Here is a 26,993-nt window from a genome sequence, read left to right as displayed (position 1 = left end):
GGGCAGAAGACGAACGAGACCGCGATCGGAAACCTCGGTATGCTTCATGCCCCACCACGCAACGCATCAAGATAGGTCCGAACCGCGAGGATCTGCGGCAAGCCCCCGTCGATGGCGGTGTCGACTGGTCGGTTGCCACCAAAGAGCGGACCGGTGTTCGGTCGGGTGAACCAGCTTTTTGCCAGAGGCTCCGAGAAGTAGAGTTCAAGGGACTTGTAGATGCCAATTACAGCGCTGAGCCGCAGCAGTTGGTCCTTGGTAAGCTCCCCCGCGAAATCCGGCTTCTTCGCGCGCTTCCACGTGCTCTCTGACATGTCGGCAAGGCCAGCCGCCTCCTTGAGGCTGAGACCCCAGGCATCGGCCACGCGCGCATAAGCTTTCAACGCGACGGCGTTGATTTGTGCGGGTTCCCGAATTTTCTCTGCAACGTACATGGCGTCCTCCATTGGCCTCAATATAGTCCATATGGACTTATTGTAAAGGTCAAATGAACTTCGCATCTTGACCTCCGTTACCCGAACCGCCGCCCTCCTTCCGTGAACGTATACGCGTTGACGATGATCCCCTCCTCGATGGCCCGTCCGAAGTAAGGTGGTCGTAATCGGCCTCAAGCCGACGGTAAAGCCAGAGGGCCAATTCCCGCAGCGCCTCTGTCACGGCTTCTTCCGCCTCCTCGGTCAGCGGCTGCCAGGCCGGGCTGTCGCGAGTCACATCTACCGACATGGTATATGCCGCCTGGAAACTGAAGACATGGCCGCGTCACGAACGACAATCAGCCTCCGGCAAACCCGGCGCGATTCACTGCACTGTTTGGTTCCGGCTATGATTCCGGGCGAAATTCCTCGCGATATGGTTTTCAGGCCATGGCACCGAAGCGGGCGGAAATTAGCGCCGCAGTTTCCTTCAAAACCGGTACATGCGGAAGCAGGCTTTCGATGGAAGCAACGTTTGTCGGCGCCCACAGGCTGAGTGCGGCAATTATCTTGGACTGATAGTCCAATACCGGCGCGGCGATTCCGCTGACCTGTAGGAACTCTTCACGATCACAGGTTGCATAGCCCTGACTTCGAATGCGGGACAGTTCGTCCGCAAGCCGGTCGGGATCTGTTATGGTGGTCTCAGTATATTTCTCAAGTTCGTAGCCCGCAGGCAGCGTCCCTTTCCCTTCGTTTCCATCGTAGGCTAGAAAGAGTTTGCCCGCAGCAGTGCAGTGCAGAGGTGATAGTTCGCCGACCTTGGCCGCGTATCGAACGGATTTCGTATCCAATGTCCTGATGAACATCACCGCGTCGCCATTTGGAATAGAGACAGCAACATTCAAACCGGTCCTGTCCCGCAGCTCCGCCAATTCAGCATCGCTGATTTGCTGAAGGTCTGTTTTTTGCCAAGCGGCACGCGCCCAGTTCAACACGCGCGGACCCAAGGTATAGGATCGTGTACGTTCCTCGTAGCTCAGCATCTCTTCGCCCAATAGGATCGCAATAATCCTGTGGGCAGAACTCTTGGTGAAACTCGTCGTTTCGACGATCTCGGTAAAGCTCATTGTGCTCTGCGAAGCAGCCAGCGTGTCCAGCACGGTGGCGCATTTGTCCACGATCGAGCTCTGTAGTTCGCGGCCCATCGATCATCTCCTCTTCGCATTTCGCGCCAAGCTATTGGTTCGCATCTGTCCTCACAAGAGGACCCTAGGCGCCCAGTTTTGCGCTTGACGCTCAGCAAGTCGAAGTCGATAGTTTCGCAATGCAATATCCCAGTCCCGAAAAGCAGGCGAATGGAAGCCAGACGAGGCAAGTCGCGCCGCGCAGGCCGCGCAGATAGAGCCAGAGCGCCGGTCAGTATCGCCCCGCCTCCTTCGGGAACGCGAGGCGGCATGTATCAGCCCCTCTCCGAAACGGATGTTCACAAAATCCACGCTGCCGCGCTGGAAGTTCTGGCACGCGTCGGCTTCAAGCCGCCCACGGAAACGGTTCGTAATCCAGTACTTTCAGCCAGTCCCTCAACGGAATTCCGACCGTTGACCATAGCTGATCTTTACGATCTCGCCCGGCTTTGCGACACGCTGCCCAACATTCAATGGTTCGCGCGACCTGTCGTTGCGACCGACATTGAGGATTGGCGGGAACTCGACCTCAACACCGTCTATGCGATTGCGAAGGGCACCAGGAAACATCTGGGCACCAGCATTGTCCTCGGCAAACACCTGTCCGAGATCATCGCCGAGGTCGCGCGTACCGAAAACCTCTATCCGGAATTGGCCGACCGCGACAGCCCGGACCGCTGGAAAGACAAGGGGTCGATGGACATTCGGGACCGCGCGGCGCGCAGGGTGCAGGATATTATACGAACCCACCACCCCGATAACAGAACACCTGAAGCGGATGCCACGGTGCGCGCGAGGTTCCCGATCCGCCTGCCCTGCTCGGAAACCGACCGACTGACGAGCCGGTGGTCGACGTGACGGCAGGTTGGGCCCATGAGAAATGACGCCAAGGTTGCCATCGTCGGCGGTGGCATTGTCGGCTGCGCCGTGCTTTATGCTCTGGCCAAGCGCGGCTGGACAGACGCGGTGCTGCTGGAGAGGCTGGAGTTGACCGCAGGCTCCACATGGCACGCGGCAGGCAACATCACCCATTTCGGCCACTACGCTGAAATCACCCGGCTTTACGTGGATTCCCTGAAAACCTATCAACAGGCAGAGGCGCAAACCGGACAGTCGATCGGATTTCATCCGACAGGCAGTCTTCGTCTGGCGACGTCAGCAGCCGAACTCGAGGCCTACAAGACATTAGAGCCGCTTTATGAAAAGCTTGGCGTGCCCTATAACGTGGTTGATGCCGACGAAGTCGAACGGCTTCATCCACTTGTCAACACCGACGGTCTGTTCGGCGCCGCACACACGCCTGCCGACGGGCATGTTGATGCATCCGGCGCGACCCATGCGCTCGCCAAGGCTGCCCGTGCAATGGGGGCGGATATCCGGCGCCAATGTCCCGTGACGCATATTCGCCAAATCGCCAACCAGTGCTGGCAGCTTGTGACGGAAACCGGGACACATTACGCCGAACATGTCGTATTGGCAGCCAGCTTCTGGACACGTGAGCTGGCATTGCAACTTGGTCTCGACTTGCCGCTTTATGCTTTTGAGCATCACGAGGTCATCACAGACGACGTGCCCGAGCTGAAGGCAATGGATCGCGAGGTGCCAACCATCCGTGACCCGGCTGCCCCCGCCAATACAAGGCAGGAGCGCCATTCTTTGCTCTGTGGCGTCTATGAAACTGACCCGGTTCTTTGGGCCACTGACGGAATTCCGAAGGCTTTCGGGCAGGAATTGCTGGTGCCCGACATGGATCGTTTGGAAAATCACCTGATCCACGTGATGGCGCGGATTCCGGCATTCGGAGCCAGCGGGATCAAGGCTGTGAACAACGGGCCTTTGTGCTTTCCGCCGGATGGTTGTCCGCTGGTCGGGCCAGTACTTAGTCATGCTGGCCTCTGGCTTGCAGCAGGTTTTCCCGTCGGCATCGGCACCGGCGGTGGCGCAGGCAAGTATCTGGCGGACTGGATGGTTGATGGGAAACCGCCCTACAGCCTGCCGCTTATCAACCCCGCCCGCTTTGCAACGTCTATGTCTGCGGAAGATTGCTTTGCCCAAATGAAGCGGACGTATGCTCGAGGCTATGTCATGCCCACCATAACTCGATGAAACGCTTTAGTCAGACCGCCGGAAAACCGCCATCAACTAGCAACTGTGTCGATGCGATGATTGATGTCACCAGGGGATTCCGGATTTGCGGATTACGCATGCGATGGTGATGAGCCTGCGCGCGATAGCAACGATAGCGGGTTTGTGCGGCTTGCCGCGCCCCTTGAGACGTTTGGCGGACCTCAGAACGGGATTATGACATGCGGCGGCGCGTTGCCGAGGACAACGGGATCGCCGCGCATGGCGTTCTTTGGGTGGCCGATCAATTACTGAGAGAGCGCCTTTGGGATCCCAAGCAGCTTAAAACGGCCTTGACGACGTTGTCGGCGCCGGCTGAACCGCGCCGGGCTTGCCTCTGCATTCATTGAAACATCGGATCTCGCAGAACGTGCAAATTTTATCTGAAGCGCGGGCAACTGCCAGTCGGATCGCGTCGGACTTGTGGGGGTGAACGTTTTCTGCCCCCAGAACATCGAGACAGTGTAGCCGTTTAAGGACATTGACGACGCTTGGATTTGCGGCGATCAGGTGCAGATCATTGCCCCGTTTGCGGGCGCGACGTGCTTCCGACAGAATGAAATCGGCTCCGGCAAGATCGATCTTTCCGACACCCTTGAGGTTGAGGATGCAGGTCTTGAAACCGTCTCTCTCCTCCATCCTCCGGAACTCCCGTTCAACATGCTCGACCGAGGCGAAGAACAGCGGCCCTTCGATACGGACAAAGCGGATTTGTGGACATTGCGGCAGATCGAAGGCCTCGGCGTTCACGAAGACCCTCCGCCCGTTCACTTCGGTCGGCGCACCGACCGCAACAACCGGGTGTGCGCTCTTGTTCAAAAAGACCGCCAACGAAGAGACAACGCCAACAAAGATCGCAAAGTCGAGTTCGGACAGAATGCCGGTGAGAAAGGTGGCGCCGAGGATGAAGGTCTCGGAGCGGCTGGTTGCCAAGATATGACGGATTTCCGCCACGTTGATCAGCTTCCACGCAACATAGAGGATGATCGCCGACATGGCAGGCACCGGCACGAACCGAACGAACGGAGCCAGCAGGATCAGCAGAACGGTCAGGAAACCGGCCGCGAAGATCGCCGACATGGGCGAGGCTGCCCCGCTTTCCGCGTTCAGGCCCGACCGGGTAAAGGACCCGGAACCGGCGTAGCACTGAAAAAAGGCGCCGGTGAGGTTCGACAGGCCCTGGCCCACCATTTCCTGGTTGGAATCGTAGGCCTCGCCGCGCCGGATCGCAAAGGATTTGCCGATCGAGATCGCTTCCAGCAAGCCCACGAAGGCCACCGCGAATGCGGCAGGCAGAAGGTCCCCCATGGTGTTCATGTCCAGTTCGGGCAGCCCGAAACTTGGCAGGACCGCATCGAGCGGCGAAAACATCGCCACGTCCGATGCCCCGGCCCCGATCGCAATGGCCGTAAGCGATCCGGCCACGAGTGCGATGATGTATCCGGGCAGCCGCCGGTTGATCCGGGTCGCTGCGATCAGGCTCGCAAGCGTCACCGCCGAGATGATCACCGCGTCGGTGTTCAGTGCGTCGATGCCCAGGGCGATCTCCGACAGGCGATCCAGTGCGCCGCCGGATCCTGCCGCCAGACCCAGCGCCGGACCAAGCTGCGACACCGCGATCAGGACCGCAGCGGCGGCGGTGAACCCCACGATCACGGAATGAGAGATGAATGCGATCAGCCCGCCCAACCCCGCGAGCCCTGCCCCAAGTTGCAACACGCCGACGAGGAAGGTCAGCGCCAGCGCCAGCGCGATGTAGGTCTCGCTGCCGGGAATTGCGAGGCCGCTGAGCGACGCAAAGAGCACGGCGGAAATGGCGGTCGTCGGCCCTGAAACCATCACGCGCGATGATCCCCATAGGGCCGCGACAATCGTCACAATGATCGCGGTGAATAGCCCGTATTCCGGCGGGAGACCCGCGATAATGGCAAAAGCCACGCCCTGCGGCAGCACGATGGTGGCATTCGTCAGGCCCGCGAGCGCGTCGGCCTTCAGCGATGCCGGGGTCTGGCCACGGAACCATGGTCGAACCGGCGAAAGCCGGCCGAAAACTGCGCGCGTCCCGCCCATCCGGTCAGGACGCCTTACCGATGTTTTCTTCATCGGTGCCTTCCTCGAACAAAACCGCATTGAGTTCGGCCTCGTTTCGGTAGCCAATCAGGATGCCTGCCTTGGCCTCTCCGAGTTTGGTATCGCGCGCGGCGATCCATTTATCTGATCGGGTCGTGCGCTGTGAGGTTCGCCGCGTCCAGTCGAAGAATAGCCGTTCCAGCCGGGCAATCTCGCCTTTGCAGGCGGGATCATCCCCCAGATCGGTCAACTCGTCGGGGTCGTTCTGAAGATCGAACAGCATCGGTCGGAACCGTTCGGCGAAGACGAATTTCCAGCGCCCGTCGAACAGCATCGTCAGTTTGGCATCCCTGATCTCGACGCCAAGCCGCCGCCGGACGTCGCGCATGGAATAATCATATTCGGAAACCGCGAAATCCCGCAGTTTGTCGGTCTGACCGTGAAGGATCGGCAGCAGCGACCTGCCTTCAAGGATATGCGGCGCCGCGTCGCCGCTGAAATAGTCGAGGATCGTTGGCACGATATCGATCGCCTCGACCAGAGCGGTAGTTTTCAGCCCGCGCGTGGCGTCGGCCTTGGGCGATGGATCGACGACGATCAGCGGGATACGGGAGGACGCGTCGTGAAACAGTTCCTTCTCGCCCATCCAGTGATCGCCAAGGTAGTCGCCGTGATCCGAGGTGAAGACGATCATCGTCTCTTCCGAAAGACCCTCGGCGTCCAGAAACGCCATCAGCCGGCCGATCTGGTCGTCGATCTGTTTGATCAGGCCCATATAGGCCGTCAGCACGCGGGTTCGGGTGCCGTCGTCGCAGAAGGCGCGGCTGACGCGTTCCTCCATGAAGGCGCCGTAGACCGGGTGGGGGTCGATACGCTCATCCTCGCTGCGCACCGGGTCCAGATGCGTCTCGGGGCCATACATGTCGTGATAGGGCGCAGGCACGATATAGGGCCAGTGCGGCTTGATGTAGCTGAGATGCAGGCACCAGGGCGTGTCCCCGGCCTCGCGAATGAAATCCATCGCGCGGCTGGTGATATAGGGGGTTTCGCTTTCCTCATCGGCGGCGCGGGCGGGTTTGTCGGCATTGTCCATGAACCAGCCGCTGAGAAGATTGCCGTCCGCGTCCTCGGCGCTGTTGGCGACGGTGTGCCAGGGGTTCTCGTCAGACCAGCCGCGCTCTTTCATGAAGGTGTCATAGGCGGTGTTGCGCGGATAGCGCGGGCCATCCGGGTGTAGCCCATCCTCGCGCTCATAAGGTTCGAACCCGCATTCGGCCACCAGCGCGCCGATGGTGCTGTCGGGCGCAAGCCCGAGGCGGCGCATGCCCTCCACATCGGCGGTCATGTGGGTCTTGCCACACAGCGCAGTACGCACGCCCAAGGGCCGGAGATGGTCGCCAAGTGTCATTTCGCCCACTTTCAGTGGGATGCCGTTCCAGGTCGATCCGTGCGAGCTGACATAGCGCCCGGTATAAAAAGACATCCGCGACGGACCGCAGATCGGCGACTGAACGTAGGCGCGATCGAACAGCACCCCGCGCTGCGCCAGTCTGTCGATGTTTGGCGTGTGCAGATGCGGGTGCCCGGTGCAGGACAGGTAATCCCACCGAAGCTGGTCGCACATGATGAAAAGGACGTTTCTGGTCATGATCCGGTACCACCTGGAATTTTGACCGGGGCGCTGCCGCCCCGATCGGTTTTCGTTTTCAGCCGCGGGCGATGTCGGGGATCGTCACGCCCAGTTCTTCCAGCGCGCGCAATGCGCCGGGATGCAGCGGCATGTTGATATCCTGCACCGCCACCTGAGGCGTGATCGCGGCGAGCCAGGGGGCACTGTCGCGCATCTCGTCCACGCCGGCATAGAAGGTCCTGGTCATCTCGTAGATCATCTCTTCATCGGCATCCTGATTGGTGACGATTCCGACGGTGACGCGCAGCGTCGTGGTATCTTCGGTATTGACCTGGTTGTCGCCATAAATTCCGGCCGGCAGTGTGGCGAGCCCGAAACCGGGGCGGCTTGCCAGCGTCTTGATGGCCTCCGAGTCCAGTTGATCCTGCGGGATTCCGAGGAAGCGGATCGGATTGGTCACGGCGATCTGGGTCAGCACCGGGCTGGGCGCGTTGGTCGGATTGCAGTAGATGTCCAGATTGCCGTCCTGAAACGATGCTGCGGCGGCGTCCCATCCCAGGTCCACGGCTTCGTAATCAGTATCCGCCACCAGACCGGTCACGGCCTCGAAGAGGCGCGACATGGTTGCGTAGGCAGCACTTCCCGGAGGCCCAAGGAAGACGCGCTTGCCTGCACCGTCGCTCATCGAGGTGATGCCGGAGGATTCGTAGACGGCGATATGGTAGACGCCCATCGGGAAGTTCAGGACGGTACGCAGCCGCTTGGCCAGTTCCGGTGCCTGGTCGATGGTCTCGAACATCGCGCTCTGGTTGACCATGAGCGAATGCAGGGCCGGCGAGGACATGCAGAACGCGGTCCGGCCCATTGCCACCTCGAGGGCGTGGCGGGTGGCGGCACCCGTGGCATTGATCTGGATCTCGTAATCCGGCAGTTCCCGGTTGATGATATTGGCAAAGGTGGTCATCACGAGGTTCGGGCTGGTGCCCGGCCCAAGGGTCGACATGCGCAGCAATTCCCTGGCTATTGCGGCCCGCGGCAGCATGGATGCGGTTGCGGCGGCGGCGGTGCCAAGCAGGACATCGCGGCGGTTCAGAGTGATGGACTTCATGATGTGGGTCTCCCTTTTGTTTTTCATGAAACTTGGTTTTTGATGGTGAGGTCCAATCGGTCGACGTACATCAGACCGATGGCGGCTGCGGCGGCGACCCATGACACGGTCGACCCGAAGAAGATCAGGGCAATGGCCAAACCCAATCCGACTGGCATCATGTAGGCCTTGCCCCGGCGCGGATAGCAGGACCGCGAGATCAGGATCGTGGCGAGCAGGACGAAGATGATCGACTGGAGCGACTCAGACAGGTCATACCCGGTCCCGAGCAGCAGCGCCGGTTGGTAGATGAAGGCGAACGGGATCACGAAGCCGGGAAGCGCCAGCCGCGAGGCCTCGAATGCCGTGGCCATGGGGCCAGAGCCTGCGATCGGTGCCGCCGCGAAGGCGGCCAGCGCCACGGGCGGCGTCACCGCTGACAGCACGCCGAAATAGAGCACGAACATGTGGGTATGGATGATCGGCACGCCGAGGCTTTGCAGCGACGGTCCCATCACCAAAACGATGATCAGATAGGCCGGGACGGTCGGCATCCCCATTCCCAGCAGCAGGCAGGCGATGGCCATCAGCACAAGCGACAAGATCAACTGATCATCCGCGAGGCCCGAGAGCAGCGAGGCAAAGCGCAATCCGACGCCGGTCATGTTCAACACGCCGATGACGATGCCCACGGCCCCGACAATAACGACGAGCTGGGCCGAGATCAGACCGGCCGACTTGACGAATTTCAACCATGCCTGTCCATTGGCCACGAGGTCCGGCCGGATGGCAAAGCCCAGGACGGCGGCAAGCGCGACACCGATAAATCCGGCATAGGCGGGCGACGAGCCGCCGACCATCGTCACCACGATACCCGCAAGCGACAGAACGAAGATCCCCATCTGCACAAGTTCGCGCCAGTTGAAGGAAAAGCTTGGCCGGGGCTCATCGGCGAGGTCCATGTTGCGCGCGGCGCTTGAGATCGCGACGAAAAGACCGCCGTAGTAAAGCAGGGCCGGCACCGCCGCGGCGACGCAGATCGTGAGGTAGGGCTGACCCGTGACGTCCGCCATGATAAAGGCCACCGCGCCCATGATAGGCGGAGTGATCTGGCCGCCGCTGGACGCGGCGGATTCCACCGCCGCCGCGAAGCGGGCCGAAAAACCGCGTTTCTTGATCAGCGGGATGGTGATGACGCCGGTCCCCACGACGTTTGCCACCGCACTGCCCGAGATCGTGCCAAAGAGCCCGCTTGCCACCGTGGCCGCTGCGGCTGGACCAGAGCGCATACGCCCGGTGGCCGCCATCGCGAGGCGGACAAGAACAATGTCGATTGCGAGCAGTTCGAGAAGCGCGCCGAAGATGATGAAGATCAGGATAGTGGAAACGACTGTCGCCATCGGGCGCCCGAACACGCCGTCGAACGAAAACCACAGGACGGTCATGAGTTCTTCTGTCGAGATGCCGGCATGGCGCAGGAATCCGGGGGCAAGGTGCCCGAACGCGCCGTAGGCCAGCAGCAGGCCCGCGACCAGCGCCATCACCAGCCCAACCGAGCGTCTCGTCAGTTCGATCACCGCGACGAGACCCAAAAGCCCCATCCAGATATCCGTCGCCGACAGGAAATAAAGCCCGGTCTCGATCTGCTGAGCGGCCAGGAAGTACTGATAGACGGCAAGGAAAAGCGCGATCGCAGCAGCGACGAGCAGTGCGCGGTCGACAATGCCGGTGGACTTGCCGAGGCCGGCAAGTGTGATCAGCAGGCCACCGAGAAGAAGCATGCCAACTCGCAAGTAGGAATCCGAGAACACACCAAATACGGACACGTAAAAGACGACCCCGACGACCACGAGCGAGAGGCCCGCAATTGCGTATTCGAGATACGCGTTCCATTTGAACTCCAACACATCATCCTCCCTGGTGTGACTGGCGTCATTGAGTCCGATCGTTGCCTTCGGACCTCCGACGAATGTCCAAAGCCTATCGAACGATTGGACTCGAATCGATTTGGCGTTACACTGGGTGAAACGACGCCATGACAAAACTCAACCGATCCATCGAACGCGGACTGACGGTGCTTGAGGTTATCCATATCTCGGGGGCCATTTCGCTCGCCCGCCTCGCGGCGCGGACGGAACTTTCGAAACCGACGCTGCTGCGGATATGCGCCACGCTGGAAAGCCGGCGTTGGCTGATGCGCAGGAACAGCGATGGATGGTATCAGATCGGCTCTGCCTTTCCCGCCACGGGGGGGAAGCCGGATCTGGTCGATCGGCTGGTGGCCGTCGCCAAGGAAGAGATCGTGCGCCTGTCCCAGGAAACCGGGCTGGGGGTCGATTTGGCTGCTGCTATTGGCGGAGGTCGAACCGAAATCGTAGATACAACCCGTGTCTTCAAGAAGCACGGAGTCTATCCCGATGCGGTCGGATTTCGCCCTTCTCCAATCCTCTCGGCGCTCGGCGCAGCTTACCTCTCGGGCCTCGCGAAACCGGCGCTGGCCGAGGCGCTGCGCGACCTCGTGAAAAGACTTCCGCGTGAAGATGCGGCCGCCGTTCCGCAGTTGCCCCAGATCCTGAAGTCCATCGCCGAAAAGGGCTATGCGACACGGGCAGAAGGCCATTGGGGGCGAGCGGTGGATTATGGCGAGCTGCCATCGGCAATCGGTGTTCCGATCCTGGCAGTTGCGGAACCGGTCGGCGCACTCAACCTAGTCTGGAACGCCAGCTATCGCTCCATCGAGGCCGTTGCCGGGGATCACCTTGCACAGCTTCAAGCCACGGCAAGGACGATTGGGCAATGTTACGCCGACTTCGCCTGACCTGTATTCGCAAAAGAGGCTCAGGGGCGCAGGTCTGGCAAGTCGCGAAAGCAATCCAACGCTTCGGGGTTCTCCAGCGAGTCGGTGTTCTTTACCGCCCGCCCGTGTATCACATCGCGCACCGCCAACTCGCTGATCTTGCCGCTTTTTGTGCGCGGAATATCCGCAACGGCCAGAACCAGAGCAGGCACGTGCCGGGGTGAGGAACCCTGCCGGATCGCGGTTCTTATTTCCTTGATCAGCCCATCGGACAGCTCTGCGCCCGCCGTCAGGGACACGAACAGGACAACGCGCATGTCGTCACCGATGTCCTGCCCGACAACGACGGCTTCCTTCACCTGCGGGAACTTTTCGACCTCGGCATAGATCTCTGCCGTTCCGATGCGCACCCCGCCCGGATTGAGGGTGGCATCCGAACGCCCGTGAATAACGAAACCGCCGGTGTCGCGCCGCTCGGCAAAATCGCCCTGGCACCAGACGCCCGGAAAGCGCTGGAAATAGGCACCGCGGTAGCGCGCGCCGTCCGCGTCGTCCCAAAAGCCCAGTGGCATCGACGGGAACGGGGCCGTGCAGACAAGTTCGCCCTTCTCGCCGTCTTCGGCCTGATGGCCGTCATCGCGCCAGACATCGACGGTAAGGCCGAAGCCCGCGCGCTGGATTTCGCCGCGATGGACCGGGGCCGTCGGATCGCCGGTGACAAAGCAGGACACGATATCCGTGCCGCCCGAAATCGAGGCAAGATGCAGGTCCTGTTTGATGGTGTCATAGACATAGTCGAAACCGTCGCCGAGCAGGGGCGAGCCGGTCGACATCATCGCGCGCAAGTCGCCCAGATCGTGCTCTGCGCCGGGGCGGAAGTCCACCTTGCGCAGGCTGTCGATGTATTTGGCCGATGTCCCGAAATGGGTCATATGCTCTTCGCTGGCGTAGTCAAAGAGCACCTCAGGTCCGGGATGGAACGGCGAGCCGTCGTAAAGCAACAGCGTCGCGCCACGGGCAAGGCCGGAAACCAGCCAGTTCCACATCATCCAGCCCAGCGTGGTGAAAAAGAACAGCCGATCCTCTGGCCGGATATCGGCGTGGAGCGCATGCTCCTTGAGATGCTGCAACAGCACGCCCCCGGCGCGATGAAGGATACATTTCGGCGCGCCGGTCGTGCCCGAAGAAAACACGATGTAGAGCGGATGATCGAAGGGCAGCCGGACGAAGCTCAGGGGTGCGGCGGCGTACCCGGATTCCAGAGCCGAAAAGGTAATGCCGTTGTGCAGTTTGTCTGCGACGTCCTGTGCCGAGCCAAGATAGTCGATGACAACGGTTCGGGTGAGCGAGGGCAGTTGCTGGACAATAGCGCCAAGTTTCTGGCCAATCTCGAACCGCTTGCCAGCATACCAGTAGCCATCGGTTGCAAACAGCACCTTCGGCGCGATCTGGCCAAAGCGGTCGAGCACCGCACGTGCGCCGAAATCCGGCGATGCCGAGCACCACGTCGCGCCCAGCGAAACCGTGGCCAGCATCGCGGCGACGGCTTCGGGGCGGTTTGGCAGAAGTCCGGCGACCCGGTCTCCCGCGCCCACGCCAGCCTCGGCAAGCGCCTGCTGCAACCGCGAGACGTGGCTTTGCAGCTCGCCCCAGCTCCAGCAGAGCCGGGCCTTGTCCTCGCCGCGGAACACCAGCGCCGGGGCGTCCGGATCACGGTCGCCGCCGAGGCACATGAGGTTTTCCGCAAAGTTCAGCCGTGCGCCGGGGAAGAAGCGGGTCGAGAGCATATCATCGCCGGTCATGAACGGCGCGTCCCCCTTCTCGCCGATCACGCCGAAATAATCCCACAACGCGCTCCAGAACTCCTCGGGATTGTCGAGCGCCATGGCGGCGAGATCCGCGCCGTCTTCGACACGGCGCCCTGCGCGCCTGCCGATATGGCTTCCGAACGCCGCGATCTCCGACGACGCAACGCGGTCTTCGGACGGAGTCCACATCACCTCGGCGGTCACGGCCGGCCCTCCCGCGTACTCTTGGCCGGCAATATCGTCCCGACGCAGGGACCAAAGCCGATGCGATAGCCGTCGCCTTGCGCGTGACCGTGCAGGGCCAGGGTATCGCCATCCTCAAGGAACGTTCGGGTTTCGCCACCGTCCAGCGTAAGCGGGTCCCTGCCGCCCCAGGTCATCTCCAGAAGCGAGCCGAACATGCCCTTCTCGGGTCCCGAGATTGTGCCGGAACCCAGCAGGTCGCCGGTGCGCATGGCACAGCCCGAGGAGGCGTGATGCGCAAGCTGCTGCGCGGCAGAGAAATAGAGCGTGTTGTAGTTGGTTTCGCAAATGATTTTGGGCTTGCCCCCCGGCGCTGCCATCGTGACCGACAGGTCGATGTCATAAAGCATCGGGCCGGTGTCCTTGATGTGGGGCAGCAACTCCTTTTCCCGCTTCGGCGCGTCGCAGCGGAAGGGGTCGAGGGCCATTTTCGTCACGACCCAGCAGCCGATCGTCGTCGCGAAGGCCTTGGACTGAAACGGCCCGAGCGGCTGATACTCCCATGCCTGGATGTCGCGCGCCGACCAGTCGTTCAGCAGGACATAGCCGAAAATCATGTCGTCCGCTTCGTCAACGCTGATTTGCTCGCCCATGGCCGAGGGGATGCCCACAACGGCGCCCATTTCAAGTTCGATGTCGAGGCGCCTGCTGGCCCCAAGACTGGGCGCGTCATCCTGCGGGCCCTTCAACTGACCCATTGGGCGATTGAAATCTGTACCAGTGACCACAACCGTCGAGGCGCGGCCATTGTAACCGATGGGAATGTGCAGCCAGTTGGGCGGCAGGGCATTCTCGGGGTCGCGAAAGAGCGAGCCAACGTTGAAGGCATGCTGCCGTCCTGCATAGAAATCGGTATATTCGGTGACCTGGAACGGAAGATGCATGGCGACGTCGGCCATGTCGTAAAGTGCGGCCCGCACCGCGTCCGTTTCGTTCCCCGCGCGCAGCAGATCGGTCAGTTTGTCGCGAACGTCCTGCCAAGCCCCTTTGCCCTTGCCCATGAATGTATTGAGCGCGGGTTCGTGGAAGCCGGACTCCGGCAGCAACCCGGCCGATTGCAACGCGGCAAGGTCGAGCACCTTGTCCCCGATGGCCACCGCGCATCGCGGCGCGTCGCCTGCCGAGAAGACGCCGAAAGGCAAGTTGTTCAGGGGAAAGGGGCAGTCGGCGCGGTTCGCGGTTTCAACCCATGAGCGGATCAGGTCGGTCATCGGAATATCCTTCTTCAGGTGGCGTCGGGTTGGTTCTCGGGGAGAGCGGCCTTGAAGGCCGGCAGCGCAAGACAGCGGGCCTCGATCCCGGTCAGGCGCGGGAAGGGTGCGAGATCGCACCCCCAGCGATGGGCGTTATACAGTTGCGGCACGAGGCAGAGGTCGGCCAGCCCCGGAGCCTCGCCAAAGCAGAACGGCGTTTCTGGTGCGATCAGCCGCTCGAATGCGGCGAAGCCGCGCGTCATCCAGTCGTTCATCCAGGACACCGCCTCGTCCTGACCATGGCCCATGGATTTCAGCTTCGCGACGACGCGCAGGTTATTCACGGGATGTACATCGGCGGCGATGGTCAGCGCGGCCGCGCGAACCTGCGCTCTTGCCACCGGCTCTGCGGGCAGAAGCGCAGGTTGGGGATGTGTTTCCTCCAGCCAGTCGAGGATTGCCATGGATTGGGTCAAAACAGTGCCGTCCTCAAGCACAAGCGTCGGCACGCCGCGTCCGGGATTCAGAGCGACGTAATCCGTCGCCCCCTGCTCCCCTGCCACCAGGTTCACCGGGGCCGTCTCGAAAGTCAGTCCCTTGAGGTTCAGGGCGATCCGCACACGGTAGGACGTGGTGGACCGCCAATAGGTATAGAGCCTCATTTCTTGCCCGGCGTGCCGTCGAACTTCTTTTCGAGGCTTTTCCAGACGTCGATGTAATCCTCCTGAAGCGGCGCTTCCTTGCCTGCGAACCGGGTCAGGTGCTGCGGGAAACGGGTCTCGAACATGAAGGACATGGTGTCGTCGAGCTTGTCCGGGCCGAGATTGGCGTTCGACGCCTTCTCGAACGCTTCGCGATCTGGGCCATGGGGAAGCATCATGTTGTGCAGGCTCACACCGCCGGGCACAAAGCCCTGCGGCTTGGCGTCATACTCGCCGTAGATGTTGCCCATCAACTCGGACATGATGTTCTTGTGATACCAAGGCGGGCGGAAGGTATCCTCCATCACCATCCACCGCTCGCGGAACAGCACGAAGTCGATGTTGGCCACCCCCGCCTGGCCTCCGGGCGCGGTGAGCACGGTGAAGATCGAAGGGTCGGGATGATCGAACAGGATCGCGCCGACCGGGCAATAGGTGCGCAGGTCGTATTTGTAGGGCGCGTAATTGCCATGCCAGGCGACAACGTCGAGCGGGCTCTGGGCGATCTCGGTCCGGTGGAATTGGCCGCACCATTTTACCGTCACCGTCGACGCCGCCTCACGGTCTTCGAAGGCGGCCACCGGGGCCTTGAAATCGCGCGGATTGGCCATGCAGTTTGCCCCGATGGGTCCGCGGCCCGGCAGCTCGAATTTCTGGCCGTAGTTTTCACAGACAAAGCCGCGCGCAGGACCGTCCAGCACCTCGACCCGATAGACGAGGCCACGCGGGAGGATGGCGATCTCCTTGGGTTCGAGATCGATGATCCCGAGTTCGGTGGCGAAGCGCAGTCGGCCTTCCTGCGGCACCACGAGAAGCTCGCTATCGGCCGAGAAAAAGTAGTCGTCGACCATGGATTCGGTCACAAGATAGATATGGCTCGCCATGCCGACCTGGGTGTTCACATCGCCCGCCGTGGTCATGGTGCGCATGCCGGTAAGCCAAGTCAGCTTGTCTCCCGAATGCGGAACCGGGTCCCAGCGATACTGGCCCAGACTGGTCACATCCGGGTGGATGTCGGGGGCCGAACGGAAATGGGGCAGATCGATCTTCTCGTAGCGGTGGCTGTGCTTGACCGAGGGTCGAATGCGATAACACCAGGTGCGTTCGGGACGTACATCGGTAAAGGCCGTTCCGGACAACTGCTCGCCGTAGAGGCCATAATTGCATTTCTGGGGGCTGTTCATGCCCTGCGGCAAGGCACCCGGCAGGGCCTCGGTCTCGAAATCGTTGCCGAAGCCTGGCATGTAACCGGGGGTGACTGTTTTGCCATCCGCCTTTGTGAGTTCTGCCTTGTCCTGAACGTTCATGTCGACGCCTCCTGGTAGATCTGAAGGCCGTTTCACCGGCCAAAAACTTCCAGAACTCTATGTCGCTGCGCCTGTCAGGGTCGAGAAAGCGTTTCACCAGGTGGAATTCGTCGCCGTGGGCGCGGATCGCTGGCCCACGGCCCTTGCATCAACGTCCTGCAAGCCGTTTTCGGTGCCGCTGTAGCCATCGTTGCAAGGGAGTTTTCTGCAAGAACTGGGAGTTCGGCAAGGGCCGCAGCATCAAAATAGTCGTTGCAGTCATGAGTCCTCATCCTGAACGCCAAGTTTTGTGCTTACCTTATTGATATGACGAACTTTATCAGATTCAAGGCGGACAAAGCCGCCCTCGGATGGCGCAGATCACTCCGCAGCCATCATCGTCGCTTCATCACTCGGCAGGTCTGAGGTGAGGAAGGCAATCAGGTCGACGTCTTCGGCTTTTTCGGTGTCGGAAACACCGTCAGACCACCCTGCCCTTCCGCCTCGCGCCCGGCCAAGGCTGGACTCCGACACCAACCAGAAACTGGACCGCAAGGTCGGGATCAAACGGACCCCGGACAAAGCTTCAAAGCGCCGCGCCGATGTCCTCCATCGACGGGAAAGCCGCTGTGCGCCACCGCCCGGATCAAGTCGAGAACACCAAAGGCATGCTCACCTCATACCATTGCCAAAGCGGCATCTTTCGATGTTTTCTGCCCGCTTGCGATCAACGCGCGGGTGTATTCGTGGTTCGGTGTGAAGAAAACCGCGCCCGTAAGTCCTTGTTCGACGACTTCGCCGCGCCGCATCACAAGACAACGGTCGCAGAGTTCGCGGACCACTGCCAGATCATGCGATATGAACAGGTAGGTCAGGTTCATTTCTTGTCGAAGCTGCTTCAGGAAGTCCAACACCTTGGCCTGCACAGACACGTCGAGCGCCGACGTCGGCTCGTCCAGCACCAGGAGCTTGGGGTTGAGCGAAATGGCGCGCGCAATGCAGACGCGTTGTTTCTGCCCGCCGGACAGTTCATGCGGGTAGCGGTATTTCATGATCCGCGGCAGGTGAACGATATCGAGCAACTCGTCGAGGCGGCGCTCGCGTTCGAGTCGCGACATTTTCCGGTTCAACCGCAAGGGCTCGGTGATGGCGTCGCCAATTGTATGCCGCCCGTTCAGCGCCGAATGCGGGTTCTGAAAGACCATCTGCATGTCCCGCCGCGCCACCAGCATCTCCGCCGGTGAAAGCTGCGTGATCTCGCGATCCTCAAAGCGAACAGACCCGGAGGTTGGCTCGATCAGCCGCAGGATCATCCGTGCCAGTGTCGACTTGCCCGATCCGCTTTCGCCCACAACGCCGAGGATTTCGCCCTTTTCAACCGAGAACGACACGTTCTTTACCGCGTCCAGAGTGCCACCACCCGCAAGATTGAACCGCTTGCGCAAGTTGCTGACTGTAAGGATCGGGTTCTCGGTCGGCGCGGTCTGCGGCACCTCCCCGGTTCCGGTGCCAAGCTCGGGCACGGCGTCCAGCAATTCCACCGTATAGGGGTGTTTGGGCGCGGTCAGGATCTCACGCGTCGTGCCCTGCTCAACGATTTCGCCGTGCTTCATCACCGCGCATTTCTTCGCCACGGTGGCGACCGCACCGATATCGTGGCTGATGAAGATCACCGTAAGGTTCAGCCGTTGCGCAAGATCGTTGATCAGATCCAGAACCTGCGCCTGCACCGTCACATCAAGCGCCGTCGTCGGCTCATCCGCGATCAGGACGTCGGGATGACCGGCCAACGCCATCGAGATCAGCACCCGCTGGCGCATCCCGCCCGATAGCTGAAAGGCGAATTGATCCAGAACCCGCGCTGGATCGGGAATATCCACCTGCGCCAACAGATCGGCGGCAAACTCCAGCCGTTCGGTTTTTGTCCCCACCGGATTGCCCGCCGCGCGTCGGTGCGCCGCGATCACGTCGATGATCTGGGTGCCGACGGTTATCAGCGGATTGAGATAGGTCATCGGATCCTGGAAAATCATGGAAATCCGGATCCCGCGCAGCTTGCGCCAGCCCTTCTCGGTCAGGGCGGTCAGGTCGATACCGTCAAAGGTCATCTTTCCGTCGACATGACGCGCATTTGAGGGGCCGATCCCGAGCATGGTGCGCACCAGCACCGATTTGCCCGATCCGCTTTCACCCACGATACCGAAGGTATCTCCACGCTCGATTTCGAGTGAGATGTTCTTGAGCACATGCAGCGTTCCGTCGAACGTGTCGATATCGAGGCTGAAGTCCTGAATTTTGATCAAGCTGGTCATCTGTCACGGCTCCTCGGGTCAAGAATGTCACGCAGCCCGTCGCCCAGCAGGTTGAAGCCCAGGACGGTCAGAAAAATCGCTGCGCCGGGGAAGACGGAATACCACCACCAGTCCGGCATGTAGGTCCGAGCGATAGAGATCATGGCACCCCATTCCGGGCTGGGCGGACGCGCACCGAGACCGATAAAGCCCAGAGAGGCCGCGGCGAGGATGGCCATGCCGATATCGAGGCTGACCTTGACGATCACCGGCGACAGGCAGTTGGGCAAGATGTGGTGCCACAGAATCCAGGGCGTCCTGGCGCCGATGGAGCGGGCGGATTCGACGAAAAGCTCTTCTTTCACGGAAAGCGTCTTGGCTTCGACCAGCCGCACATAACCTGGCCACCAAACCAGCGACAGCGCCAGCACGCAATTGGTGATCCCCGGCCCCAGCGCCGCGACAATGGCCAGAGCAAGCGCCAGCCCCGGCACCGACAGGAACAGGTCGGTCAGCCGCATGATGATGGCCCGCGTCCAGCCGCCTTGATAGCCAGCAACGATGCCCAGCGGCACGCCGATCAGCGCGGCAATCCCGGTGATCAGGAGCCCGATCCAGAGCGAGGTGCGCGCCCCGATGATCACCCGTGACAGGATGTCGGCGCCCATTTCATCGGTGCCGAACCAGTGCTCGGCGCTTGGCGGCATCAGCCGCTGCGACATATGGATCGCCCCTGCGGCATCTTCCGGGTAGGGTGCAATCATCGGCCCGAAAACGGCGAGGAACAGGAAGCCTGCTACAAGCGCCAGCCCGACCATCGAGGTGAAACTCCGGCGCAGCGTGTGGACATAGAGACGCCACATGCGAATCCGGCTGGCATTGCGTTCGCGAAAGCCGGGCTTGGCGGGGCTTGCGTCAATCTGGGTCATGCCGCTTTCCTCAGTCTGGGGTCGACCCATGCATAGGCCAGGTCAACGAGTGTATTGATGAGGACGAAGAAGAAGGTGATGATCAGCGTCACGCCGATCACCGGCTTGAAATCCGACGCCAGCGCCGATGATACGGCGTAAAGCCCCAACCCCGGCCAGTCGAACACCGATTCCACCAGGACGGTCGAGCCCAGCATCCAACCGAACCTGAGGCCGATGATGGCCAGTGTCGGCAAGAGCGCGTTCTTGAAGGCATAGAACCCGATCACCCGGCGTCGCGAAAGCCCATGCGCCCGTGCCGCGATGACGTGGTCGGATTGCAGCACCTCGATCATCTCAGACCGGCAGACCCGGAGAATCGAGGCAAGACAGGGAAAGGACAGCACAATGGCAGGCAACAGAATATAGGACAACGCGGTGCCGAACTTGGCAAGGTCGCCGGCAATCAAACTGTCGATCAGATAGAAACCGGTAACCGCATCGGGCGGCGACATCACCAATGGGAAGCGGCCCGAAACCGGCAGCCAGCCCAGTTGCACCGCGAAATAGAGTTGGAGCAGGATACCGAACCAGAAGGCTGGCAGTGCCACACCCGAGATAGAGAACACCCGGACGACCTGGTCGAACCAACCGTCCCGCCAGACTGCTGACAGAACCCCGAGGCCGACGCCAAAGACGATACCCAGCCCCATCGCCACGAACACCAGTTCCAGCGTCGCCGGCGTGTGGCGCCACAACTCCTCCAGAACCGGGCGGGTTGAGATGATCGAAGTGCCCAGATCGCCTTGGACCATGTTCCCAAGATAGACCCCGAGTTGAATGATCAGCGGTTTGTCGAGCCCGTTTTCCACCCGGATGGTTTCCACCATGTCCTCGGTCGCGTTGGGCCCGGCAACCAGGCGCGCCGGATCGCCCGGCGCGACATTGGTGATCAGGAAGGTCAGGACCGCCACCCCAAGCATCGTGCCGACAAGCGTGAGCAGTTTCTTTAAGGTGAATGTCAACATTGCGTTCTGACCCCCCAATTGCGTGAGGCCGGCCTTGGCGGCCGGCCCGCCGGATTATTCCGCGTCGATCCAGAGCTGATAGAGATCGACCTCACCGGTGAAGTGAACCGGGCTGTATTGGAAGCCTTTCAGATAGTCACGGCGTGCCCACCGGCGGTTCTGTAGCATACCAAAGACCTCGGGCTGATCGGCCACAATCTGGGTCTGGATCTTTGCATACAGATCCTTCCGCATGGCCTCATCGGTGGTGGCGCGGGCCTCGTCGATCCATTGGCTGACCTCCGGATTGTCGTAATGCGCCATGGCGTAATACTGGCCCCAGCTGTTCTTGTGGTACTGGTAGGCCACCGCATCCGGATCGGTCGAGACCGGCGTGGTGAAGACCGACACCATGTTTGGCGCAGTGTCGACCTGGGAACCCAGCGCCACCATGTTGGGCCATTGCTCGGGCTGCAATTCGACGTTGATATTCAGCGCCTTGAGCGAGTCGAGCATGACCAGCGCGATCCGGCGGCTTTCTTCGTGCCCTGCGACATGTACGAATTTCAGCGTCAGGCCACCGTCGGGATAGTCCGACTTGGCCAGGTATTCGCGGGCCTTGTCCAGATCCTTGCGCGGCATGCCGGGCACCTCGATATGGCCCATCATCGCGTCCGGAAAGGGGCTGGTCTCAAGACTGGCCGCACCGTTGTAGACCGCGAGCAGCGCGTCATAGTCAAAGGCATAGGCGATCGCCTTGCGCAGGTTGATGTCTGCGGTCGGGCCAACCTGGGTGTTGAACTTCACGCCGAAGGTCGTGACACCCTTGTGGTCCTCGATCTTGATGCCCGGTCGGTTTTCCAGCAGGGCGAAATCGTCGCTGGTCAGGCCCTCGACAATGTCGGCCTCGCCGCGCTGAAGGGCCGCTTTCTGCGCCGAAGGTTCGCGCAGGATGCGATAAATGACACCTGCGGGGCGTTTCTCGCCCTGCGACCAGCCACGCCAGTAACCGTCGCGGGCGGTGAGTTCATACAGCACGTTCTGTTCCCAGCGGCCCTGCGCGAAAGGACCGGACCCGGCAGAATTGCTGGTCAGCCAGCCCTGCCCGTAATCGCCATCGATCTCGTTTTCCATGACCTGCACAGGGTTGACGATGTACCACCACGGAAGGAAGGACAGGAACGGCGCGAAGGGCGCGTTCAGAGTGAATTCAACCGTGGTGTCATCGACCACGCGCACGCCTTGCGGGTCCAGGACTGACTTGAGCATCCAGGCCACGCCCTTGTTCAAAACCAGCGCACGTTCGAAGGAATAGCGCACCGCCTCGGCATTGACCGGATCACCGTTTGTGAAGGTAGCAGCGGGATCGAGGCGGAAGGTCCAGACGGTGCCTTCGTCGTTGACCTCCCAGGACTGGGCCAGCCATGGCTTGATTTCGGCCGGGTCGCCTTCGTATTTGACCAGCGCATCATAGAGCGCCTGCTGCGCCATGCGGGTCGACCAGTCGTACCGGACATGCGGGTCCAGCACCGGGATCGGCTGTCGACCGGCAAAGACGATGATATTGCCGTTGGCCGTGCGCTCGAAGGCATGGGCCGGCAAGGCCAGAAACCCGGCGCTGGCGGCAGCCATGGCCAAAAAGGATCGGCGGGCGAATTTGGCGTTCATGTTGTTTTCCTCTCGTTGGATTTCGGGCATGCAGGGATCACAGGAATTGTCGGACATGGGCCGAGACGAGCCCGCGGGCATGCAAAACGTGGCCCGGCAGATTTGCGCGCAGTGCGTCGCGCATCGCGCCGGTGTAACCCATGCAGTGCATGACGATGATCGGGCAGTCCGCCAGATCGACGACGCGCGGCGCCAGTGCCGCGCCGTCATAGGGCGATCCCGCAGCAATCGTGGCATCGACGGCAAAGGGATGGCGGGCGGCAAAGCCTTCGATCTGCGCCTCCAGCGGCAGCAGTATCCCCAGACGTCCGGCGGGGAGCGTGACCGCTTCGATGGCATGATCGACGACTTTCTGTGCCTCGATCACCATGGTGTGGGTCAGCGGGGTGATCTTGGTTCCGGTGCACAGCAGCACGATCAGGTCGAACCCCATACCGTCGATCCGACAGAGCAGCGCGTTCAGCCGTTCTTCGGTCCGTCCGATCGACACCGCCACTTCGCGGCCGTCCTCAGCCGAGGTTGCGAAGCGCGGCTCATCGCCTTTGGCCAGCATGACGTCCAACTCCGCCTCGCTCAGCCCATCAAGCACACCGAATTCCTCGACGCTCAGGGCGCTGGCGGGGCGACCGTTCAGGATGTCTTCCACCATTTCGGGCACGATATCGGCCCGAGGGCTGGTGCCGATGGTGACGAAAGCTATTCGGAGTGTATCAGGCATTCCGGGGGTCCGCTTTGTTGTTGGTTTAAGCTTACGGACAGGCCGAAACCAAACAATACGGGTGATCCCCTAGGCGCTCCCTAGCCGCCGCAGGTCACGTCAGACCCGCGCCCACAACAAGCCGGATCAGCGCGCCCGAGGATGGCGCTTCCATCTTCTTCAGCACGTTGGAGCGATGGATTTCCACGGTTTTGTAGCTGATGTCCAACTGCTGGGCGATGGCCTTGTTGGACAGGCCTTCGCAGACAAGAGACATCACCTGACGTTCACGGTTCGTCAGACGGTCGACGCGGTCCTGCACCCTTTCGGCAAAGACAGACGACGCCGGCTGACGCGCGGTGCTGAGGATCAACTGGATCGAACTGACGATGATGCGCCGCGGAAGAATGACCGGTTTACCGGTGAGCGCGGCGACCAGCTCTCGGTCATTTTCTGTAAAGCCCACGGAGTTCAGGACGATATAGGCGCAATCCGCCAGCGCCCCGGCCGCGCGCTCCAGATCCGCCGTGTTGCCATGCCGGGCATAATCGACCCGCACATCGAACAGCGACAGGGCAGGAATATCCACCTCGCCAACCTGCCTCTCTGCGGGAAAGACGATACCGACCGTTTCCCCCTCTGCGGCCATGGAGATGATCGCCGATTCGACGGCTCGCTGGGTATTGACTGTCGGACAGGTACTTTCAAGGTCGCGGAAAATGCCGGTGGTCATCAGCACGACAAGCGCGTAGGCGCCGGGTGGTATCGCGGCGATGACGGAAAAGGCCCGTTGAGCGGTCTTTGCCCGCGACAATTCGATCGTCGCGCCATTGGCAAGGCTGGTCACGATGACCGGTTCCCGCCGACCCGCGCGCATCTCATCGATTTCAGTGCCGCTGAGTCCGTCCAGCAAGCCAAGCTCGGTCGCGTCTAGCGGCAGCTTCAAACGGCTGAAAACCTCGTCGATCAAGTCCGGGCGCGGCGAGTGCCCGATGGTGACGACAAGGACACGTGGCGTGGGAGGGTCCGGGCTGATCTGCATTCATCGATGCTATTTTTGCACTCCGGAAAACTCAAGATATTCAAGCCGCCAGACACGAAATCGGCAGGCATTACCGCGGCTTTGGCCGATCTAGGGGCACACCCTTATACCGGGCACCCCCCCTGCCCTGTAGTTTGGCGTCAACAAGATGGAGTTGACGATGACCCAAGAATTCCCAGCCGAAGATATCGATCCGCTCGCCGTAGGCGCCTGGATACTCGGCACGGGCGGAGGCGGAAACCCTTACCTCGCCCAGCTCAACCTCAAGAAACTCTACGCCGCAGGAAAGACCTGCCGGATCATCGCGCCGGAAGACCTGAACGATGACGATCCGGTTGCCGTCGTCTCGAAGATGGGCGCACCGCTTGTCGGGCAGGAACGGCTTGTCGACCCGGCACATCTGGCGCGTGCATTGCAGTTGATGGAGGAAACCATCGGCCGCAAGTTCGCCGCCGTCATGAGCATCGAGATCGGCGGCGGCAACGCCCTGTCGCCCTTCCTGGCCGCGGCTCTTCTGGATATTCCCGTGGTGGACGCCGACGCGATGGGCCGCGCCTATCCCGAAGCGCAGATGACCAGTTTCGCGATTGGCGATCTCAAGATGTACCCGCTGACCATGGTCGATTGCCGCGCGAATGAGGCGATTGTCGCCAAGGCGGCATCGTGGAAATGGATGGAGCGCGTGTCGCGCAGCGTCTGCACCGAGCTTGGCTCAACCTCCGCCACGTGCAAGGCGCCGCGCACAGGCGCCGAGGTCAAAGAATGGGGCGTGCTGCATACGGTCACCAAGGCCACCCGGCTTGGCCGCGCCGTGCTGGATGCCCGGCGCACTCATTCCGATCCGGTCAAGGCGATCCTCGACCTGGAAGGCGGCCAACGGCTGTTTACCGGCAAGGTCGTCGATGTGGACCGTACGACAACCGGCGGCTTCCTGCGCGGACAGGCGCGGATTGCAGGGCTGGATGGCGACCGTGACCGCGAACTGGTGCTGGAGTTCCAGAACGAATGGATCGTCGCGCTTTGCGACGGCGATCCCATCGCCATGACACCAGACCTGATCTGCCTGCTCGACAGTGAAAACGGCGAGGCCATCGGGACGGAAACGGTACGCTATGGCCAACGGGTCACCGCCATCGCCCTGCCTGCGCCCGAAATCCTGCGCGGTGCAAAAGGGCTGGAACACGTCGGCCCCCGCGCCTTCGGCTATGACTTTGACTTCAAATCGGTGTTTGCACAATGAAACGTATCGGAATAGACGTCGGCGGCACGAACACGGATGCGGTGCTGATTGACGGAGAGCGCATCCTGTCTTCGATCAAGGTGCCAACCACCTCGGATGTGATGACCGGCGTGGTCAACACGATCCGCGGCGTGATGGAACAAAGCGCCAGCGCGGGCAACGGAGCAGACCGCCCGATTGACGCGGTCATGATCGGCACGACACATTTCACCAATGCGGTGATCGAACGCTCCAACATGGAGCGGATCGGCGTGATCCGCATCGCAATGCCGGCAGCGGCCTCTCTCCCGCCCGGATCGGACTGGCCGGACGACCTGTTGCAGCTGGTCGATCCCATGGTCTTCATGGTCGAGGGCGGGCACGAATACGACGGTCGCCCGCTGGTGCCGCTGGACCGCCGCGCCATAGCCGAAGCCGCGCGCCGGATCGCCGATGCCGGCATCCGCTCGGTCGCCATCACCGCGCTTTTCTCGCCTCTGACTTCGGAATGCGAGGAAGAGGCCGCCGAGATCGTCGCCGGGATCATCCCGGACGTCCGCATCACCCTGTCGCACCAGTTGGGCCGGATCGGCCTTCTGGAGCGCGAAAACGTCACCATGCTGAACGCCGCATTGCAACAGTTGGGCGAAAAGACCGTCGACGCCTTCCGCACGGCATTGGCTGAGGCCGGCATCACGGCCCCGTTTTATCTGACGCAGAATGACGGCACTGTGGTCCTGGCCGAGATCGCAGCGCGCAACCCGGTCTATTCCTTTGCTTCCGGTCCCACCAACTCGATGCGCGGCGCAGCCTTCCTGACCGGACTCACCAACGCCATGGTGGCGGACGTCGGCGGCACCACCACCGATATCGGCTGCCTGATCGACGGTTTCCCGCGCGAGGCCAACAATATCGTGCAGATCGGCGGCGTCCGCACCTTGTTCCGCATGCCCGATCTGCTCCCGATAGGGTTGGGCGGCGGATCGATTGTCGATCCCGAAAGCGGCCGGATCGGTCCGCGCAGCGTCGGCTATCGGATTACCCAGGAGGCGCGGGTCTTCGGCGGCCGGACCCTGACCGCGACCGACCTTGCGGTGGCGTCCGGAAGGGCGGATATCGGCGACAAGGCTGCGGTCCGCGATCTCGATCCCGCACTTGTGCAATCCCTGCTGAAGCGCTCTGTCAGCATGATCGAGGACAGCATCGACCGGATGAAGACCTCTGCCGATGACGTTGACCTGATTGCGGTGGGGGGCGGTTCGTTCCTGATCCCCGACAAGCTCAAGGGCGTCGCACGGGTACATCGTGTCGAACATGCCGGCGTGGCGAACGCGCTTGGAGCGGCCATGGCCCAGGTCTCGGGCGAGGTAGATCAGGTCTTCAGCGGCATGTCGCGCGATGCGGCTTTTGCCGAAGCCGAACGCATCGCCGACGCCCGTGCCCGCAAGGCCGGTGCCGTGCCCGGCAGCATTAAGACCATCGAAACCGAGGACATTCCGATTGCCTATCTGCCCGGCGGGTCGCGCCGGGTGCGCGTACGGGTCGTCGGCGATATCGGCCAAGAAGCTTAGTGCTTCCTTCCCTTCCTGAGAAGGCAGCGCACCATCGAACGATGGGATCAA

The 26,993-nt window shown here is 61.5% G+C and carries 21 protein-coding genes and 1 pseudogene; 5 read left to right on the top strand and 17 right to left on the bottom strand.

The window, feature by feature from the left end:
- Positions 1-44: 44 nt before the first annotated feature.
- The 3 genes and pseudogenes from ACN0S5_RS19190 to ACN0S5_RS19180 form a co-directional block, all read right to left on the bottom strand.
- Positions 45-446, bottom strand: coding sequence for an MbcA/ParS/Xre antitoxin family protein (locus ACN0S5_RS19190; protein ID WP_417210415.1), 402 nt, complete (start codon positions 444-446; stop codon positions 45-47).
- A 65-nt stretch (positions 447-511) separates the two neighbouring features.
- Positions 512-729, bottom strand: a pseudogene (locus ACN0S5_RS19185) (antitoxin of toxin-antitoxin stability system); the annotation flags it as partial.
- Between the two features lie 127 nt (positions 730-856).
- A complete protein-coding gene (locus ACN0S5_RS19180; RefSeq protein WP_417210413.1) occupies positions 857-1,621 on the bottom strand; it encodes an IclR family transcriptional regulator in 765 nt (254 codons plus the stop codon).
- Between the two features lie 249 nt (positions 1,622-1,870).
- Between ACN0S5_RS19180 and ACN0S5_RS19175 the strand changes: the two genes are divergently transcribed.
- Together ACN0S5_RS19175 and ACN0S5_RS19170 are read left to right on the top strand one after the other, a co-directional pair.
- Entirely contained in the window at positions 1,871-2,458 is a 588-nt protein-coding gene (locus ACN0S5_RS19175) for a hypothetical protein (RefSeq protein ID WP_417210412.1), read from the top strand.
- Positions 2,459-2,473: 15 nt separating this feature from the next.
- The gene (locus ACN0S5_RS19170) at positions 2,474-3,706 is read left to right on the top strand and encodes an NAD(P)/FAD-dependent oxidoreductase (protein ID WP_417210411.1); all 1,233 of its coding nucleotides are present in this window, start codon (positions 2,474-2,476) and stop codon (positions 3,704-3,706) included.
- Positions 3,707-4,006: 300 nt separating this feature from the next.
- On the opposite strand, the gene ACN0S5_RS19165 is transcribed toward ACN0S5_RS19170, so the two are convergent.
- Genes ACN0S5_RS19165 through ACN0S5_RS19150 form a run of 4 tightly spaced genes read right to left on the bottom strand, consistent with a single transcriptional unit; the run spans position 4,007 to position 10,418 of the window.
- Complete coding sequence (locus ACN0S5_RS19165) at positions 4,007-5,827, bottom strand: SulP family inorganic anion transporter (protein ID WP_417210410.1); 1,821 nt, start codon at positions 5,825-5,827, stop codon at positions 4,007-4,009.
- Entirely contained in the window at positions 5,799-7,442 is a 1,644-nt protein-coding gene (locus ACN0S5_RS19160) for an alkaline phosphatase family protein (RefSeq protein WP_417210409.1), read from the bottom strand. Before ACN0S5_RS19160 ends, ACN0S5_RS19165 begins: the two co-directional genes overlap by 29 nt.
- Positions 7,443-7,500: 58 nt before the next feature.
- Positions 7,501-8,532: a TAXI family TRAP transporter solute-binding subunit gene (locus ACN0S5_RS19155; protein ID WP_417210407.1), complete on the bottom strand. Its 1,032-nt coding sequence runs from the start codon at positions 8,530-8,532 to the stop codon at positions 7,501-7,503.
- 23 nt (positions 8,533-8,555) lie between these two features.
- Positions 8,556-10,418, bottom strand: a complete 1,863-nt coding sequence (locus ACN0S5_RS19150; protein WP_417210406.1) for a TRAP transporter permease — start codon at positions 10,416-10,418, stop codon at positions 8,556-8,558.
- A gap of 128 nt (positions 10,419-10,546) precedes the next feature.
- Between ACN0S5_RS19150 and ACN0S5_RS19145 the strand changes: the two genes are divergently transcribed.
- On the top strand, positions 10,547-11,329 hold the full coding sequence (locus tag ACN0S5_RS19145) for an IclR family transcriptional regulator (RefSeq protein ID WP_417210404.1): 783 nt from the start codon (positions 10,547-10,549) through the stop codon (positions 11,327-11,329).
- Positions 11,330-11,349: 20 nt separating this feature from the next.
- Here the strand turns inward: ACN0S5_RS19145 and ACN0S5_RS19140 are convergent, their stop codons facing one another.
- The 10 genes from ACN0S5_RS19140 to ACN0S5_RS19095 form a co-directional block, all read right to left on the bottom strand.
- The gene (locus ACN0S5_RS19140; protein WP_417210403.1) at positions 11,350-13,320 is read right to left on the bottom strand and encodes an acetoacetate--CoA ligase; all 1,971 of its coding nucleotides are present in this window, start codon (positions 13,318-13,320) and stop codon (positions 11,350-11,352) included.
- Positions 13,317-14,570 carry a fumarylacetoacetase gene (fahA, locus tag ACN0S5_RS19135; protein ID WP_417210402.1) on the bottom strand — a complete coding sequence of 418 codons (1,254 nt, stop codon included), beginning with the start codon at positions 14,568-14,570 and terminating at the stop codon, positions 13,317-13,319. The genes ACN0S5_RS19140 and fahA overlap by 4 nt, the downstream gene beginning before the upstream one ends.
- Positions 14,571-14,584: 14 nt before the next feature.
- The gene (maiA, locus tag ACN0S5_RS19130; protein ID WP_417210401.1) at positions 14,585-15,214 is read right to left on the bottom strand and encodes a maleylacetoacetate isomerase; all 630 of its coding nucleotides are present in this window, start codon (positions 15,212-15,214) and stop codon (positions 14,585-14,587) included.
- Positions 15,211-16,560, bottom strand: a complete 1,350-nt coding sequence (gene hmgA, locus ACN0S5_RS19125) for a homogentisate 1,2-dioxygenase (protein WP_417210400.1) — start codon at positions 16,558-16,560, stop codon at positions 15,211-15,213. The genes maiA and hmgA overlap by 4 nt, the downstream gene beginning before the upstream one ends.
- Positions 16,561-17,216: 656 nt before the next feature.
- A complete protein-coding gene (locus ACN0S5_RS19120) occupies positions 17,217-18,851 on the bottom strand; it encodes a dipeptide ABC transporter ATP-binding protein (protein WP_417210398.1) in 1,635 nt (544 codons plus the stop codon).
- The gene (locus ACN0S5_RS19115) at positions 18,848-19,759 is read right to left on the bottom strand and encodes an ABC transporter permease (RefSeq protein ID WP_417210396.1); all 912 of its coding nucleotides are present in this window, start codon (positions 19,757-19,759) and stop codon (positions 18,848-18,850) included. The genes ACN0S5_RS19120 and ACN0S5_RS19115 overlap by 4 nt, the downstream gene beginning before the upstream one ends.
- Complete coding sequence (locus ACN0S5_RS19110; protein WP_417210394.1) at positions 19,756-20,763, bottom strand: ABC transporter permease; 1,008 nt, start codon at positions 20,761-20,763, stop codon at positions 19,756-19,758. The genes ACN0S5_RS19115 and ACN0S5_RS19110 overlap by 4 nt, the downstream gene beginning before the upstream one ends.
- 57 nt (positions 20,764-20,820) lie before the next feature.
- Positions 20,821-22,413: an ABC transporter substrate-binding protein gene (locus tag ACN0S5_RS19105; RefSeq protein ID WP_417210392.1), complete on the bottom strand. Its 1,593-nt coding sequence runs from the start codon at positions 22,411-22,413 to the stop codon at positions 20,821-20,823.
- 37 nt (positions 22,414-22,450) lie between these two features.
- Positions 22,451-23,131, bottom strand: a complete 681-nt coding sequence (locus ACN0S5_RS19100) for an AroM family protein (protein ID WP_417210390.1) — start codon at positions 23,129-23,131, stop codon at positions 22,451-22,453.
- 94 nt (positions 23,132-23,225) lie between these two features.
- Positions 23,226-24,152, bottom strand: a complete 927-nt coding sequence (locus tag ACN0S5_RS19095) for an AroM family protein (RefSeq protein WP_417210388.1) — start codon at positions 24,150-24,152, stop codon at positions 23,226-23,228.
- Positions 24,153-24,312: 160 nt separating this feature from the next.
- Here ACN0S5_RS19095 and ACN0S5_RS19090 point away from each other — a divergent pair, with 160 nt between their 5' ends.
- Together ACN0S5_RS19090 and ACN0S5_RS19085 are read left to right on the top strand one after the other, a co-directional pair.
- On the top strand, positions 24,313-25,392 hold the full coding sequence (locus tag ACN0S5_RS19090) for a DUF917 domain-containing protein (RefSeq protein ID WP_417210386.1): 1,080 nt from the start codon (positions 24,313-24,315) through the stop codon (positions 25,390-25,392).
- Complete coding sequence (locus tag ACN0S5_RS19085; RefSeq protein ID WP_417210384.1) at positions 25,389-26,942, top strand: hydantoinase/oxoprolinase N-terminal domain-containing protein; 1,554 nt, start codon at positions 25,389-25,391, stop codon at positions 26,940-26,942. The genes ACN0S5_RS19090 and ACN0S5_RS19085 overlap by 4 nt, the downstream gene beginning before the upstream one ends.
- Positions 26,943-26,993 lie beyond the last annotated feature (51 nt).

Origin of the sequence: Antarctobacter sp. (genome assembly GCF_048262615.1) — a bacterium.
Lineage (GTDB): Bacteria > Pseudomonadota > Alphaproteobacteria > Rhodobacterales > Rhodobacteraceae > Antarctobacter.
This window is presented reverse-complemented; position numbering and strand designations above follow the sequence as displayed.